15 protein-coding genes are annotated in these 17,072 nt (G+C 37.8%); 6 read left to right on the top strand and 9 right to left on the bottom strand.

Annotated elements, in window-relative coordinates; genetic code table 11:
* The first annotated feature begins 129 nt into the window (after window positions 1-129).
* From rpsF to priA, 6 genes are all read left to right on the top strand, one after another.
* Window positions 130-492, top strand: coding sequence for a 30S ribosomal protein S6 (rpsF, locus tag DCC35_RS15385; protein ID WP_137091647.1), 363 nt, complete (start codon window positions 130-132; stop codon window positions 490-492).
* Window positions 489-740, top strand: coding sequence for a 30S ribosomal protein S18 (rpsR, locus tag DCC35_RS15390; protein WP_137091648.1), 252 nt, complete (start codon window positions 489-491; stop codon window positions 738-740). Before rpsF ends, rpsR begins: the two co-directional genes overlap by 4 nt.
* 18 nt (window positions 741-758) lie before the next feature.
* The gene (gene rplI, locus DCC35_RS15395) at window positions 759-1,202 is read left to right on the top strand and encodes a 50S ribosomal protein L9 (RefSeq protein WP_137091649.1); all 444 of its coding nucleotides are present in this window, start codon (window positions 759-761) and stop codon (window positions 1,200-1,202) included.
* Between the two features lie 100 nt (window positions 1,203-1,302).
* Window positions 1,303-2,298, top strand: a complete 996-nt coding sequence (locus DCC35_RS15400) for a GSCFA domain-containing protein (RefSeq protein ID WP_137091650.1) — start codon at window positions 1,303-1,305, stop codon at window positions 2,296-2,298.
* Window positions 2,279-4,294: a thioredoxin domain-containing protein gene (locus DCC35_RS15405; protein ID WP_137091651.1), complete on the top strand. Its 2,016-nt coding sequence runs from the start codon at window positions 2,279-2,281 to the stop codon at window positions 4,292-4,294. The genes DCC35_RS15400 and DCC35_RS15405 overlap by 20 nt, the downstream gene beginning before the upstream one ends.
* A gap of 1 nt (window position 4,295) precedes the next feature.
* On the top strand, window positions 4,296-6,800 hold the full coding sequence (gene priA / locus DCC35_RS15410) for a replication restart helicase PriA (RefSeq protein ID WP_137091652.1): 2,505 nt from the start codon (window positions 4,296-4,298) through the stop codon (window positions 6,798-6,800).
* Window positions 6,801-6,914: 114 nt separating this feature from the next.
* Here priA and DCC35_RS15415 read toward each other — a convergent pair whose 3' ends face one another.
* The 9 genes from DCC35_RS15415 to DCC35_RS15455 all read right to left on the bottom strand — a co-directional run bounded on the left by DCC35_RS15415 (window position 6,915) and on the right by DCC35_RS15455 (window position 17,072).
* Window positions 6,915-7,574 (bottom strand): hypothetical protein, encoded by a 660-nt coding sequence (locus DCC35_RS15415; RefSeq protein ID WP_137091653.1) that lies wholly within the window; start codon window positions 7,572-7,574, stop codon window positions 6,915-6,917.
* Window positions 7,575-7,641: 67 nt separating this feature from the next.
* On the bottom strand, window positions 7,642-8,343 hold the full coding sequence (locus tag DCC35_RS15420; RefSeq protein ID WP_246070041.1) for an SGNH/GDSL hydrolase family protein: 702 nt from the start codon (window positions 8,341-8,343) through the stop codon (window positions 7,642-7,644).
* A 3-nt stretch (window positions 8,344-8,346) separates the two neighbouring features.
* Window positions 8,347-8,682 carry an MmcQ/YjbR family DNA-binding protein gene (locus DCC35_RS15425; protein WP_137091654.1) on the bottom strand — a complete coding sequence of 112 codons (336 nt, stop codon included), beginning with the start codon at window positions 8,680-8,682 and terminating at the stop codon, window positions 8,347-8,349.
* A complete protein-coding gene (locus tag DCC35_RS15430) occupies window positions 8,679-8,873 on the bottom strand; it encodes a DUF6728 family protein (RefSeq protein WP_137091655.1) in 195 nt (64 codons plus the stop codon). Before DCC35_RS15430 ends, DCC35_RS15425 begins: the two co-directional genes overlap by 4 nt.
* 5 nt (window positions 8,874-8,878) lie before the next feature.
* Window positions 8,879-10,885: a (E)-4-hydroxy-3-methylbut-2-enyl-diphosphate synthase gene (gene ispG, locus DCC35_RS15435; protein WP_137091656.1), complete on the bottom strand. Its 2,007-nt coding sequence runs from the start codon at window positions 10,883-10,885 to the stop codon at window positions 8,879-8,881.
* A gap of 60 nt (window positions 10,886-10,945) precedes the next feature.
* On the bottom strand, window positions 10,946-11,650 hold the full coding sequence (locus DCC35_RS15440; RefSeq protein WP_137091657.1) for an SDR family oxidoreductase: 705 nt from the start codon (window positions 11,648-11,650) through the stop codon (window positions 10,946-10,948).
* A 6-nt stretch (window positions 11,651-11,656) separates the two neighbouring features.
* Window positions 11,657-12,241 carry a phosphatase PAP2 family protein gene (locus tag DCC35_RS15445; RefSeq protein ID WP_137091658.1) on the bottom strand — a complete coding sequence of 195 codons (585 nt, stop codon included), beginning with the start codon at window positions 12,239-12,241 and terminating at the stop codon, window positions 11,657-11,659.
* A gap of 35 nt (window positions 12,242-12,276) precedes the next feature.
* Window positions 12,277-13,536, bottom strand: coding sequence for a metallophosphoesterase (locus DCC35_RS15450; RefSeq protein WP_137091659.1), 1,260 nt, complete (start codon window positions 13,534-13,536; stop codon window positions 12,277-12,279).
* Window positions 13,537-13,628: 92 nt separating this feature from the next.
* Complete coding sequence (locus DCC35_RS15455) at window positions 13,629-17,072, bottom strand: efflux RND transporter permease subunit (protein WP_137091660.1); 3,444 nt, start codon at window positions 17,070-17,072, stop codon at window positions 13,629-13,631.

The raw sequence follows: 17,072 nt of genomic DNA on the forward strand, positions 1-17,072 counted from the left end.
CTGAATACAAAATAAAATAAGTTAAAAGCAGCCTTAATCGGCTGCTTTTTTTATACAAGGGTCTTTTTTATTTGAGCTCAATACACTAATTTTGCAGTTCGTTTAACAAAACCATTAAATTTTATACAAATGGCATTAAAAAGTTTTGAGACAGTATTCATCTTGAATCCCGTTTTATCTGAATCTCAGATGAAGGATGCTGTCGCTAAATTCAAAAAAGTGATCACTGACGGTGGCGCTGAGATCGTAAATGATGAAGATTGGGGACTAAGAAAACTTGCTTACCCTATTCAGCACAAGTCAACCGGATTTTATCACCTGTTTGAATTTAAGGCGGAGCCTTCTCTGATAGACACTTTGGAAACCGAGTACAGACGTGATGAAGCCGTTATGCGCTTCTTAACAGTTAGCCTGGACAAACACGCTATCGAATTCAACGAAAGAAGAAGAAAAGGAGAATTTAACAAGAAAAAAGAGGAGGCAGCAAAATGACACTACAGAACGAACCTATCAACAGAGGAGAAAACAGAAAAAAATACTGCCGTTTCAAAAAACACGGCATCAAATATGTTGATTACAAAGATTCTAACTTCTTATTGAAGTTTGTGAACGATCAGGGTAAAATATTACCTCGTCGTATCACTGGTACTAGTGCCAAATATCAGAAAAAGGTATCACAAGCTGTTAAGCGTGCTCGTCACCTGGCCTTACTACCTTATGTAACTGACTCATTAAAATAATCCAAAGTAATCAAGACAATGGAAATTATATTAAAGAAAGACATAAAAGGATTAGGGTATAAACACGATCTAGTAGACGTGAAGCCGGGATATGGACGTAACTACCTTATTCCACAAGGATATGCTGTTATAGCATCAGAATCAAATAAAAAGATGATGGGCGAAAACGCTCGTCAGGCTGAGCATAAACAAGAGAAGATCAAGCAGGATGCTGAAGCAATTGCTTCTAAATTAGAAGGTGTTTCACTAGAGCTTGGAGCTAAAGCAGGTGACTCCGGAAAAATCTTCGGAACTGTTACTACTCTTCAGATCGCTGATGCTTTAAAAGAAAAAGGATTTGACATCGACAGAAAGCAGATTTCTATTTCTTCTGACGTTAAAAACGTTGGAGAGTACGAAGCAGAAATCGACCTTCACAGAGAGGTTAAGCAAACTATCAAATTTACGGTAGTAGCTGAGTAATCTTTTTACAACAATATTTTAAAAGCACTTCTCAATTCGGGAAGTGCTTTTTTTATTTTCATCTGATGCTGAGTGAATTTATATTTTGTAAATTCCCAAAATGAAGTTCAGAACAGAAATAAAAGCGAAAAAAGCTGATTTTGAATTACTCCCCGGAGAAAAAATTCTTCTGGTGGGCTCGTGTTTTGCTGAAAATATCGGAAAAAAACTGATGGACTACGGTTTCCGGAGTTCAATAAATCCAATGGGCATTATTTTTAACCCGGTATCCCTGGCTAAAATTATTAACAACTCATTATCAGAAGCTTTTCAAATAAATAATGACCACATAATAGAAAGAGAATCTCTTTATTTTAGCCTTGATTTTCATTCTAAGCTTTACGCCAACGATCCTCAAAAATTATTTTTTGAAATCACTAATAAACTCTCTAATCTTAGAGAGGCAGTTACAGGTGCAAAAACCATTTTCATAACATTTGGCACTGCATACATTTACCGGTATCAACCGACAAATAATATTGTGGCCAATTGCCAGAAAATACCTCAATCTTTTTTCACAAAAGCCCTATTAAGGGCAGATGAGATTGTTGAATCCTGGAACTACACTATAAAATCAATTAAAGAAATCAATCCTAATTGCAATATTGTTTTCACTGTAAGTCCAGTAAGACATATTAAAGATGGTTTTCATGAAAACCAACTAAGTAAATCCACTCTTTTGCTGGCTGTAAACAAATTGGTAGAAGAAAACGACTGCTGTTCTTACTTTCCTGCTTATGAATTATTACTCGATGATCTGAGGGATTATCGGTTTTATTCTGAAGATCTGATTCACCCAAATGATCAGGCAGTGGAATATATCAGGGAGCATTTTTGGGAAACCTTTCTCTCTGAAAAAACCATCCAGTTGGTAGGTAAATATGAAAAAATAAAAAGAAGGCTTGAACACAGGCCGCTTCAAAGAGGTACACAGCATTTAACTTTTCTCAAGGAAACAAAGAAAATGCTACTTGTCTTAAACGAACAATTTCCTGTAGAAAACCTTATTGAAGAAGCAGATTATAAACTCAAGAAATATGAGCAACGAGCACACTAATAGTCTTATACACGAATCAAGTCCTTACCTGTTGCAACATGCCCACAATCCGGTAGATTGGGTTCCATGGAGTGAGATAGCCTTTGATGAAGCGAAAAAACAAAATAAACCGCTACTTATAAGTATTGGCTATAGTTCATGTCATTGGTGTCATGTGATGGAAAGAGAATCGTTCGAGGACAAAGATATTGCTGATATGATGAACGAATGGTTTATCTGTGTTAAAGTAGATAGAGAAGAACGACCGGATGTAGATCAACTATATATGGAAGCCGTTCAGGCAATGGGAATAAACGGAGGCTGGCCTTTAAATGTCTTCGTTCTGCCTGACGGCAGCCCTTTTTACGGAGGTACTTATTTCAGACCAGATCAATGGGCCAAAGTTTTAAAAGGCCTTCATGATGGGTTCAATCAACAATATGATGAAATTAGAAAATCTGCCGACAGTCTGAAAAATGCGTTATCAGTTTCTTTACCTGAGAAACTAAACCTGGCACCAATTGAAGAAAAAATACCCCCTTTAAGCAGTTTTGAGGATGGTCTGAACAAACTTTCAGACTTGTTTGATAATGACAGCGGCGGAATAAAAGGTGCCCCTAAATTTCCAATGCCAGTCATCTGGAGATCAATTGTTGCTAAAAACCTTGTGAAAGAAGATCCAAAGCAGTCGGAAAGTACTTTGATCACTTTAAAGAGCATGATTGCCGGTGGCATATATGATCATATCGGTGGTGGTTTTTCGCGTTACAGTGTGGATGGAGAATGGTTTGCTCCTCATTTCGAGAAAATGGCCTATGACAATGGTCAATTATTATCTCTTTACAGTGAGGCTCAACAACTTTACCCCGGGGAGAATTTCAAACCGGTAATCGATGAAACGTTACAATGGATAACTGAAATATTGCTGAGTGAAGAAGGTGGATTTTATACTGCAACTGATGCAGATACTGAAGGTGTGGAAGGTAAATTTTTTACCTGGGAATATGACGAATTAAAATCTATTTTAGATGAAGAAGAATTACAATTTGCAATAGATAAACTAGGCGTAACTGAAAACGGCAATTGGGAAGAGGGAAGAAATATTCTGTATATGAATAAGGAAGCTGTCCTTGATATTCATTCATCTAATGAGACTTTTAATAACATCAGGAAAAAGCTTTATGCTGCTCGTGTACAACGCATCCCTCCCGGCCTTGATAATAAAATTTTATTAAATCAAAATTGTCTTATCAACTCAGGTTTAGTAAAAGCTTACCTGGTTTACAAAGATGATAAGTATTATAAACTGGCTTTAAAAAACCTTCATTACATCAGGGAAAACCTGGCATGGAGTGATAAGCTGATTCATAGTGTAGGTAAAGACACAGAGGCTTTTGCTGATAGCTATGCCCTCTTTATTCTATTATTGCTCGATCACTACAATATAACCCAGGAAGAACATTACCTGAAAGAGGCAGCCCAATATATGAGGCTGGCCTTTAAAAAATTCTACGATACCAAAGAGACATTTTTTAGTTTTTCTGCCGATGATCATAATTCACCAGTAGCTAAACAATTTGAGATCTTTGACCAGGTCATTCCATCGAGTAATTCACTGTTTGCAGAATGCCTCTATAAATTAGGACGCTATTTTGACCAGGAGGACTGGCTTGAAACAGCCTATACGATGGTCGGGAAAGTAGAAAAAATGATTAAAAGTGAATTCCGGTATATGAGTAACTGGGCAAAAGTTTCATTATATATGAATCTACCCCAGGTTGATGTTGTCGTTACCGGAGAGGAAGCTCAGAGTGTAATTGAAAAATTGCAAACTCCTTTTAATCCATTTGTAAATTATATGGCTTCTGATAAAACCGAATCTTCTCTACCTCATTTTGAAGGCAGGTTATCTGATTCAGAAACAAAAATTTATATTTGTAGTGACCGTGTCTGTAAAGCACCGACAAGTAATACAGAAGAAGCGATAGTTCAGTTGTCAACACTTTTTAATAATTAGATTGAGCATAGATCAAAACAGTCATTCGAAATCTTTTGCGGATATAATATTACCGGTACCAATAGGTAAATACTTTACCTACAGAGTACCATTGAGCCTTGAAAATGATATCCAGCCGGGTTGCCGTGTTCTTGTACCCTTTGGAAAAAGAAGAGTGATCACTGGTCTTGTTGTACATCTGCATGGGAGTCCTCCAAAAAAGTACGAGGCAAAATCAATTATTGATCTTCTGGACGAACTACCCATTGCCGAACCGATCCAGTTCCGCTTTTTTGAATGGATGGCAGATTATTATCTGTGTTCCATTGGAGAGGTTATGCAGGCAGCTATCCCTTCCGGATTAAAACTCAGTAGCGAATCTCAAATCCAGCTACATCCGGAATTTAATATCGATAATCATGATAAACCTATTTCAGAAAATGAACAAATAGTTCTGGAAAATCTTTCGGTTGATAAGACACTCACTTATACGGAAGTAAGCGATTTGCTGGGTAAAAAATCAATTCACCCAATTATTAAATCACTGATTCAGCGTGAGGCGATTATTATCTTCGAACAGGTTAAGGAGAAATATAAGCCAAAGAAGGAAAAAAGAATTCGATTAAAATCACCTTTTGATTCAAATACTGATGAACTCGAAGACCTGATGAATTCTCTCGATAGTAAAGAGAAGCAACAAGCAGTATTATTGAGATATCTTCAGAAAGTTCCTGTTTTACATGACAGCAACGCTAATGAAAATGGAATTTTAAAATCAGAGATTACCAAGGATGAGGAACTCAGTAATTCTTCTTTACAAACGCTGATCAAAAACGATGTCTTTGAAGAATATGAAGTGATTATCTCCAGGTTTGATCTTTCGGACAAAGAAGTAGATGATGAACAAAAACTTAGCCTGGAACAGCAAACTGCTTTTGACCAGATCCTTAAAGAATTCGAGGACAAACAAACTGTTTTACTTCACGGAGTTACGGGAAGTGGAAAAACAGCAATATATTCCGAATTAATGAAGTTAGCTCTTTCATCAGACAGACAGGTGTTGTTCATGGTTCCTGAGATAGCCCTTACAACACAGATAGTACAGCGTCTGAAAAAGATCTTCGGCAATAAACTTGGTGTCTATCATTCCCGCTTTTCTGATAATGAACGGGTAGAAGTGTGGCAGGGTGTTAAAAATAAAGCGTACGATATAATAGTCGGTGTCAGATCTTCTATCTTCTTACCCTTTGATAATTTAGGATTAATTATCGTGGACGAAGAACATGATTCGTCATATAAACAACACGACCCTGCTCCACGGTACCAGGGAAGAGATATGGCACATATCCTCGGTCGCTTCCACAATGCTAAGGTTCTCTTAGGTTCGGCTACTCCATCAACAGAAAGCTACCATCATGCGAAGCTTGGTAAATACGGATTAGTATCACTAATGAACCGCTTTGGCGAAAGTCAAATGCCGGACATTGAGTTAGTAGACTTGCGTGATGCCAAGAAAAAGAAAAAAATGAAGGGTGACTTCAGTCTTAAGCTATTAGAAAAGATCGAAGAAACTCTTGCGACTGGTGATCAGGTAATCATTTTCCAGAACAGAAGAGGATATGCACCTTATCTTCAATGTGAAACCTGTGGACACATCCCCAAATGTGAACACTGTGACATCAGCCTGACATATCATCAGTATAAAAAAGAAATGAGGTGCCATTATTGTGGCTATAATGAACCCTTACCACTCGAATGTGATGCCTGTGGTTCGCGAAAATTAAAAACAGTGAGCTATGGTACCGAAAAACTCGAAGAAGATCTCCAGCTATTTCTTCCTGAAGCAAGAGTAGGTAGAATGGATCTGGAAACCACCCGTCGAAAAAATAGTTACGAAACCATAATTAATGACTTCGATAGTGGACAGATTAACATCCTCGTCGGAACCCAAATGGTTACTAAAGGTCTTGATTTCGATAAAGTAGGATTGGTCGGAGTTCTTGATGCAGACAGGATGATGTATTTCCCTGATTTACGCTCATATGAAAGAACCTTTCAATTATTATTACAAGTCAGCGGGCGAACTGGAAGAAGAGAAAAAATGGGTAAGGTCATGATCCAAACCAGTATACCTGAACATCAGATTTTGCACTGGGTTCAAAGCCATGACTATGAAAAGTTTTATTTCAGTGAGATAAAAGAAAGACATTCATTTTTATATCCTCCTTTTTCCAGACTTATAAATATTACTATTAAAAATCCTGATAAACTTAATGCTATCCAAACTTCTGAAGCTATTGCTTTTGCATTGAAGAAAAAGTACGGAAGAAAAGGAATATTAGGCCCCCAGGAACCTCCAGTTAGCAAAATAAGAAATCAGTATCTGATGCAGCTTATAGTCAAAATTGATAGGAAAACTACCAATCTGGGTAAGATAAAGAGTGATATAGACCAAACAATAGCGACTACCCTTCAAGATAAAAACTTTAAAAGGAGTCGTGTAGTAATAGACGTAGATCCTTACTAGGCTTCCTAATTTTATGATCGTTATCCCTCTGTATCTTTAGAATCAATAGCAAAATAGATCTCTTGAGGTATTGCTATATACCTTTCAAAAAATCAAAAAAAAGGAACAAATTACTTAATCTACGAAGTGATTCAATTGATCATGATATGTCTTGATCAGCACTTTAGTGGCTCTCCAATGTGCTGCTCTCAAGCGGAAATTAACTGCACTCTGTGAGATATCCAGAATCTTGGCAATTTGGGACTGTGTAAGACCTTTTAAAGAAAACCAGACAGCTTCAGCGCCCTCATATGACCATCCATCAGTAATGGTATCAACCATAAGAGAAAGAGCCTTCCAGCTAATATTCATTTCTTTAAAAGAGGACCTGAGAGTGAATTGCTGAAATTTACTGAGTTTATCAAGCTCAGTACCGGCAAACCTAAAGGCCTGACCATCTGATGAACCTGCATCTTCACCTAATTGCTCAATAAGTCCGACACCAATTGATACACGGATATCAAGATCAGGTAAAGAATAATACTTTCTGAGCATTTTTATTCTGGCCTTAAGATACAAGGCTACCTCGAGCGCATACTCGGGATTAATCATTACTTTAATGAATGTGTTAGATCGTTGAACCAGAAAATCCAGGTTTTTTTCGTAATCACCGTTCACTTCATCAAATATTTCCCTTAGTGATGAGTCAAAATCTGAACGGTTACTGGAATCAACTCCTGGTGGATTTACCAGATCTCCGATAATAACTGCATGAATTTTACTTATATCTGTCACTATTCCCTCCTATTCCTTGATTACTCTATTAAGTTAACCAAAAATACAGATATAAGTTTATTGACTGCTAATTAATTTTAATAAAAGCTGCCGGAGCTATGGCATCAACCCATAAAGAGTACATTTTAGCAGATGGGTGAAGCTTGTCTGAGGCAATAAGACCCTGATCGAATTCTGCTAATCTACTAATATCAGTGATATCGACATAACTGACACCTTTTGCTAAAGCCTGAGACTTTGCATATGCATTATACTGGTCTAATTCTCTGGCAATTTTTTCGGTATCGCTTGAAGATGCAAAAGGAGTAACTCCATAATCCGGAATGCTTACCACAATTACATTTGAAGGATCTCCTGAAGCAAATTCCACAGCCATATTAAGTAATTGGGTGAATTCTTCTTCATACTGGTTGAACGGATAACCACGATATTGATTATTTACGCCGATTAATAGAGTAACAAAACCGTAGTCAGTAGCAGGATTGTCATCCTCTATAGCTTTTTTAAGTTCATCTGTTGTCCAACCTGTTACAGCAATGATCTTAGGATCTGATATTCCGGCTCCTCTTGATCGTAATTCTTCAACAAGTTGATTAGGGAAATTCAAAGTTGGCTCAACAGCTTCTCCTATTGTATAGCTATCTCCAAGTGCCAGATATTTCGTAGTCATTGGGTTTGAGTTATCAGTTTTTGTTGTCGTTTGTGTCTGTGCATCACTTTCGCATGACAAAAAAGAAGCAATAAGAGTTAATAAGAAAATCAAACGCATAATTTATTTCAGGTTTTTAGGTAAGGTTTTATATACGCAATCATAGGAATGATTTACCAGATCCTTTAGAAATGTATCTGAGCAATCAGGTGACATCTCCACTGTATTCCAGTGTTTCTTATTCATATGATATCCCGGCTTCACAAACTCATACCTTTCCCTCAATTCCAATGCTCTTTCAGGATCGCATTTGAGATTTATCGACTTGAACTCAGATATATCAGTTAAAGCAAAGATCTTTCCGTAAACCCTGAAGGCCAACACGTCTTCTCCAAAAGGCATATCTTCAGAGGTGTGCGGAAGGCTCAAACAATAGGCCCGGAGATCTTCTATGTTCATAACACGTATCTAACAAATAAAATAACCATGCACACAAGAAACATCAATATCGAAATTTTATTGATGGTATGCATCGCTTTCAGATTAAAATTAGAAGGTCTGCTTGGATCTTTCTTTCTGAAAAAATATCCAGCAACCTCTCCCATCTTAAAAAACTCTTTAAAACTATTTCTCTTCTTATCTTCTCCCATAGATCTTAATTTTCAATTGATTGTCCAGGTTCTGTCCACTGACCATCTTCCTTAATTATGTTTATCAGTTCATCTAACGCATGCTCTGAAGGAATATTTCTCTTCATAACATCCTGTCCTTTATATAGAGTAATCTTACCTTTACCCGAACCAACATATCCATAATCTGCATCAGCCATTTCTCCGGGACCATTTACAATACACCCCATAATACCTATCTTCACTCCTTTCAGATGGTCAGTACGCTTTCTGATCATTGCGGTAGTTTCCTGCAAGTCAAAGAGTGTTCTTCCACAACTCGGACAAGAAATATATTCTGTTTTTGTCATCCTCGTTCTTGCGGCTTGAAGGATTCCAAAAGTTGTTTCATTGTGAAACTTAACTGACTTTAATAATGTTTCTTTTTCAGTATAATTTTCCTGATCCCGATTACTGATCATCGCTCCATCACCAAACCCATCGATCAGCAGCCCTCCAATATCAGTAGCCGAATACAACAATAGTTTATCTTCATTTAGATCACCGTAAGTTCTGTGTAAAATCACCGGTGTATCAATACCATTTTCTATCAATTGATAAATAAACCGTCTTTGCTCGGCAAGACCGTGTTTATTTGAGGTGCTTAACAAAACAACAATCGTTTCATCACTTCTCAATAAATCAAGCACTTTATCATCAACTTCAGGCAACGATAACTTTAAAAAGTTTAGTTTCGAATGCTTGACATTAGCCCGATAATAGTCCTCGATTCCAAAAACGGGGAATTTATTTTCCTTATCGTCAAGATCTATATATTTGGTAAAATCAACAATTTCTTTTAGCCCATTAGGCAGCATAAACTGGACAGGGTTGCTACCTGTATAAATATAATCAGCTCCCAGGTCATTCATCGTCCATTTATCTGGTTCAGGCAAATAAAAATGTCCGATTGCTTTAAGGTCAGAAATTTTAATTTCTTTCCTGGCTAAAAATTCAAGGTCTGCTATTACTCTTGGTACGTTATCACCACCAATATTTGCTACTTCCCTGGTTACCCTTCTACTATATCCAAACGGATCCTGAAGAGGGAATTCAACCGGTAATATCTCCTCATGATCTCCCCTGTCATCATATCTTTCAATCAAGGCAGCTGCCACGGGTGCCTCTTCTTCAGGTTCTTCTGTAAGAGAAACTCGGACTGTATCACCTAAACCATCTTCAAGCAAGGTTCCAATACCCACTGCAGATTTGATCCTTCCATCTTCTGCCTCACCTGCCTCGGTGACTCCCAAATGCAATGGATAGGGTTTTAATCCTTCTTCATCGAGTTTTTGAACCAATAATCGATAAGCCTGAACCATCACCTGAGTATTGCTGGCTTTCATACTCAATACAATATTGTAATACTCCATTTCTTCACAAATACGAAGAAATTCCAGAGCAGACTCTACCATACCCAGGGGTGTATCACCATAGCGACTGAGAATTCGGTCAGACAAAGAACCATGATTTGTACCAATTCTCATTGCAGTTCCATGTTCTTTACAGATCTCTACAAGGGGAACAAATCGTTCTTTGATCCTGTCAAGCTCAGCCTGATAGGTTTCATCAGTATATTCAATGGTTTCAAATTTTTTCTTGTCAGCGTAGTTCCCGGGGTTTACCCGAACCTTCTCAACTATTTTGGCAGCTAACTCGGCAGCATTTGGAGTGAAATGAATATCAGCGATCAGGGGAACATCATACCCTCTCTTTCTCAATTCATTTTTAATATTTTCAAGATTTTTAGCATCCTTTATACTAGGTGCTGTAATCCTGACATACTCACAACCGGCTTCGACCATGCGTATCGTTTGTTCAACACTACCCTCAGTGTCCATTGTATCAACAGTAGTCATTGACTGAACCCTGATCGGATTGTCGCCACCCATTTTCACACCGCCTATATTAACTTCAATGGTCTTTCTCCTCTTGTAACTCACCAAGGAGTCGCAGTATTTTTTAAACCTTTCTATTTCAGATGTTACTTGCATAATTCTAATTCCTACCTGATAAACGGATAAACGAGTATAGTGTTTATTAATTCTATGTTATTAAAGATCTCCAAGTTGTGGCCTTAATACAATATCTTCAACTACAGTACCATTAGACATTTTATGTGCTGAAAGGACAGAATTAGCCACATCCTCCGCCTTCATCAATCTGTTTGGATCGATATCTAAACCTTCCCAGCTGGCAGTATAAGTTGCACCCGGCATTACAGCAGTAACTCTGATACCAAATTCCTTAAGTTCTTCGCGGAGATTTTTGCTCATTCCCAGCATTGCGAATTTACTTATGCTATAAGATCCCCCATTTTCATAAGCAGTAATGCTTGCTATTGAACACATATTAAAAATGTGTCCTTTTTTCTGCCTTTTCATTACCGGAACAAGTGATCGGGATAAATGATAAGCACTATACAAATTGGTTTCTACCATTTTTTCCAGCATTCCATCTTCCTCCTCATGGACACTGCCCGGAATAAAAACACCCGCATTATTTACCAGCACTGCAATTGACTGATCTAGAGATTTAATAAATTCTCCAAAGCTTAATACTTCTTCCTTTTTTGATACATCTACAGGTTTAATGTGAACCGTCACCTCGTAAGTTGATTCAACATCCTTTTTGAGACCTTCGAGATCATCAGAGTTTCGACTACATGCTACTATGTCAAGCCCTTCAGAGGCGAAATTTTCAACACACGCTCTTCCTATTCCTTTTGTTGCTCCTGTTACTATTGCTAATTGGTTCATAAAACTCTAAGTCTTTTGTAGTTCTTGTTTTGAAAGTTTCTTATTGAGAAAATCAAACAGATAAAATATTAACATCCCGATTAAATAGCCAGCTAATCCACCACAAATAATATCCAATGGAAAATGTACCCCCAATGCTATTCTGGAATACGCAACAATTGCAGACCAGATGAAAAAATACTTCATCCATGGAAATCTGTCTCTCATAAAAAAGTACCATGAAGAGGCTAATCCAAAGGTTGTTGAAGCATGAGATGACATAAAAGAGAACCTTCCACCACAATAATTATTAATTATGTGAACCATATCTGATAATTGCTCATTATGACATGGTCTCAAACGGCCAAAATAAGGCTTAAAAACACCACTGGCAATCCAGTCTGAAAGACTAACTGAGGCAATAAAGCCCAGAATCATCCACCAGGAATCCTTCTTATACTTCCAGATGGTAAACGCTATTATAAATAAGTATAAAGGAAACCAGGTTTGCTTTTCTGATATTATAAACCAAAACTGGTCACTGATTGGCGAATGGAGTTCGTTAAGTGCTAAAAATAAGGCTGTATCCCACTCTATTAATTTTTCTATCATAACTAAGAATTGATCGCCGTGAAGATAATGAATTGTCAGCCTCTTTTCAATTCGATAATAGTTATTTCAGGTGGCATTCCTATTCTACCAGGATATCCGATATATCCATAGCCGCGGTTCACATATAAATACTGGCCATTATTTTCATAAAGATCTGCCCACTGCTTATACCTATACTGAGCAGGACTCCACCTAAAATCCCCGATCTCTATTCCCATCTGAAAACCATGGGTATGTCCTGCGAACATTATATCTACATCGCTGGTCGGCCTTACTTCTGCATCCCAGTGAGAAGGGTCATGAGATAAGAGTAATTTAGCAGCAGCTTCATCTGTACCCTTTAATGCTTTCGAAAGATCACCGGCTTTCTTAAATCCAAGGCCCCAGTTTTCAACACCTACTATGGCAAGACTATCACCGCTTTCTTTTAATATCCTGTTTTCATTATTTAACAGATCCCAGCCCATATATTCATGAGCATCTTTCAATTTCTGAAGATTAGCTGCCTTTGCTTTCTCACTAGGCCATCTTTTATAATCACCATAATCATGATTACCAAGAGTAGAATATACACCCAATGGAGCTGTTACTCGTTTGAATATCTCTGTATAATCTTTTACCTCATCGGAATCTTCATTAACGAGATCACCGGTAAAGAAAACTACATCCGGCTTTTGATCAAGCAACATTTCTACTCCACCTTCAACTGCTGTTTTATTGAAAAAAGAGCCAGAATGAATATCGGATATCTGCGCGATTCTCAAGCCGTCAAACCCGGAAGGTAAATTCGGTAAGGTGATCACTCTTTTTCTAATGCGATAATCGTGAGCCCCACTCATGATTCCATAGCTCATCGCTGCAAGTGGAACAAGTGAACTGATCACAGCTGATTTAGTTAAAAACTCATTTCTGGAAATACCATCTTCCTTTTTAACAACGCTTTCCGCGACATCTGAAACCTTAGAGCCTCCTCCGTAAAAAACATTATCAACAAGCCAGATCACACCTCTTCTGATATCATCAAAAAACAGGAATAGAATACCTAATACCTTTGATATCACTGTCCCAAAGGCCACCAGAATAATCACTCTTCCCAGTCCATGGCGGTCATTCATGAGAAAAACGTAGATCACTCCTACTGATAAGACAAAAGAAAACATCCAGTAGGTAATTGTGGTGATCCTCTTCGCCACATGTGAACTATCTGCTATTAAGGTCTTTATCGCCTGAAAAAAATATAGATCGATCAACAGCATAAATGCCAGAATGATCAGCAATACAAATATGGTATTCATTATCCGCATTATTAATAGAAAAAACTCCTGCTTCTCATCACAGGTAGCAGGAGTATTTTCTTTAAACTAACGATAAAATTTATATTCGGTTTTTAATACTTCGATAAATGAAATTTATGATTGATCTTATCAAATATCAGGTACATCACCGGTACAATGACCAGGGTGAGGAAAGTAGCGAAGGAAAGACCGAAGATAATTGTCCAGGACATTGGTCCCCAGAAAATAACGTTATCACCACCAATGTAGAAATCAGGCTGATATTCTGTAAAGAACTTGATAAAATCAATGTTTATACCAACAGCCAGAGGTATCAGGCCTAAAACTGTTGTAATCGCAGTAAGGAGTACAGGTCTGAGACGTGTTTTTCCGGCCTCCACGATTGACTCAAGTATATCATGCATACTCAACCTGGCATCGGAATGTAGCTCAGCACGTTTTCTTTCCCTGATAAGTTCAATAAAGTCGATAAGTACAATTGCGTTGTTCACCACGATTCCGGCAAGTGAAATAATACCGATCATAGTCATGATCACAACGAACTTCATATTAAACACGACTAATCCGAGGAATACACCAATAGTACTCAATATCACTGATGTCATAATAATTAATGGAGCAGTGATCTTGTTAAACTGTGCTACAATGATCAGGAAGATCAAAAATACAGCAAGAATTAGCGCACTACTCAGGAACTCCAATTCTTCAGCTTGTTGTTCCTGCTCACCGGTAAACTTGATCTCATACCCTTGTGGTAAATTATATCCCGCAAGAAGATCTTTAAGTTGCTGAGTGATCTCAGTTGCATTATACCCTTGTATTACATTTGAAGTAATAGAAACTACCCTGTCCAGGTTTCTTCTTTTGATTGAACCGTAAGTAGTACTCAGTTCAGCATCCGCAACAGAAGAAATAGGTACCTGATGAATAGAACCGGAAGATTGATCACGGAAAATGATATCCCTGTTCATCAGTTTATTCATATCATACCTGTACTTTTCAGCAAGTCGCAATTCGATATCGTAATCGTCTTCTCCAAGCTTATACTGACCAATCTCTTTACCGAAAATCGATGTTCTCAATTCATTACCTATACTATAAGTTGAAACACCAAATCTTCGTGCCTTATCCCGGTCGATATCAATTATTAATTCAGGCTTACCTGTTTCAAGATCTGATTTTAACTTCTCAATACCTTCAATATCAGAATTATTGATTTTTGTAAGTACATTCTCAGTCACCTCGATCAACCTGTCGTATTCTTCGCCTGAGATCTCAATACTAATCGGTTTACCAACCGGGGGACCATTTCTGTCTTTTGCGACAGTGATTGTCACTCCGGGAGCTATTCCCTTCATTCCTTCTCTTATATCGTTCAGTGCTTCACGAGTATCAATTCCATCTCTGTATTTAAAATCGACAAAATTGACTGTTATCCGTGCCTGGTTAGGAGTTTCGCTCATACTTACGGCAGTAGGGTCCCCAGGATCAGCAGTTCCCTGTCCAACATTAGTTACCACTGATTCTATAATAGGCCGGTATGGCTGAATCAAACTATCAAGTCTCTGATTTACCTTTTGAGTAAACTCGTTGGTTTTTTCAACATCCGTTCCAATTGGAAATTCAATAAAGACGTTGACATATTTTGGTATGTTTTCCGGGAAGAACTCCACTTTTGGCATCTTCCAGGCAAATAGTCCAACAGATAAAATCAATGTGATTATCGTCCCTACAAAGAAGAAAATATAATTATGTCCTCTCAGTGCAAACCTCAATGACCTTTCATAAAAGGCCTCCACTTTTGGCAGGAAGTTCATTTGAAACTTAACTGACAGAGGATTTAATAATAAAATATTGAGCCACAGAAGGACAACTACAAGAATGATCAGGTTTCCTAGGGCTATAGTGACATTGTATTTATCAATAAGTAATCCTGTCGTAATAAGTGCTGCAGCTATACCAACAGCGATCAACGACCGAATTAACATTCTCTTTCTGTTAAATGTCTTTTCCTGTAGCTTCATAAAGGATCCGATGAAAACCGGATTAATAACCAGCGCTACAAATAGTGACGACCCTAAAACAATAATCAATGTGGTGGGGAGATAATACATGAATTCTCCCATGATTCCAGGCCAGAACATTAATGGCAGGAATGCTGCAAGTGTAGTAGCAGTTGATGAAATAATCGGCATAGCAACTTCTCCAACACCATACTTAGTTGCTTCCCATGGGCCATAGCCCTGTTCCATCAACCTGTATACATTTTCAACGACCACAATTCCATTATCCACAAGCATACCCAAGGCCATAATCAGGGCAAAAAGCACCATCATATTAATAGTGATCCCTAACGCTCCAAGGATTGCAAAAGCCATGAACATTGATATTGGAATCGCCATTCCGACGAAAAGAGAGTTTCTGGTACCTAAAAAGAATAATAAAGTCAGGGTAACCAAAATTACCCCAGAGATAATATTATTCTCAAGGTTGGAAACCATATCCTTAGTCATTTTAGATTGGTCATTGGTCAATGTAAGTTCCAATTCAGCAGGATAAGATTCACCTTCCTTATATTCATCCAGAACCTCCATAACCTTCTCAGTTGCAATGATCAGGTTTTCTCCACTTCGCTTCTTTATATCTAATGCAACAACCGCATCTGATTCAAGCCTTGCATAACTGGATTTATCTGCATATTCAAACTGAACGTCTGCAACATCTTTTAGATAAACAATATTGCCTTGCTCACTTTTTACAATGATATCTTCTATCTGTCGGGCACGTTCAAATTCACCGACGATCCTGACGGTTCTTCTAATCTCATTTTGCTTAAGGCTACCTCCTGACATGGTTAGGTTTTCAGCCTTGACAGCATTTTCAATATCTGTAAATGTCACTCGCCTGGCTGCCATTTTATATGGATCAGCAAGGATCTTCATTTCCTTTTCATCTATACCAACAAGTTCAGCCTCAGATATTTCAGAAATATTTTCTATTTCATCTTTAAGATTTTCTGCATGTTCCTTTAATTCCTCCTGGCTAAGATTTCCTGTAAGATTGACCTTCAGAATAGGAAATTCCGAAAAATTGAGTTCAAAAACATTTGGATCCTGTGGCAGATCACCTGGTAACTCTGGTTTGGCTTTATCAACCGCATCTTTTACATCGATAAGCGCCTCCTGTACATCAACATCAGAATTAAATTCTACAATTATGGTAGAATAATCCTGTACAGAGGTAGACCTGATATCCTTGACATCACTAATTGAATTAATTTCCTTTTCAATCGGTCTGGTCACCAGATTTTCAATATCTGCCGGAGAGTTTCCCGGAAAAGGAGTTCCTATGTAAACAGTTGGTAAACTAACCTCAGGGAAATTCTCTTTCGGTAAATTCTGATAGCTCAGAAGTCCCATTACCACTACCAGAAAACTAAGGAAAAAGACTGTCGTTTTATTCTTTATCGCAGCCGTAGTGAGGCCAAAAGATTTCAATACTTCGTCCTTTTTATTTTTTTTATTTTCTTCAGCCAT

The sequence above is a fragment of the Mangrovivirga cuniculi genome, assembly GCF_005166025.1.
In the GTDB taxonomy this organism is placed as follows: Bacteria; Bacteroidota; Bacteroidia; order Cytophagales; family Cyclobacteriaceae; genus Mangrovivirga; species Mangrovivirga cuniculi.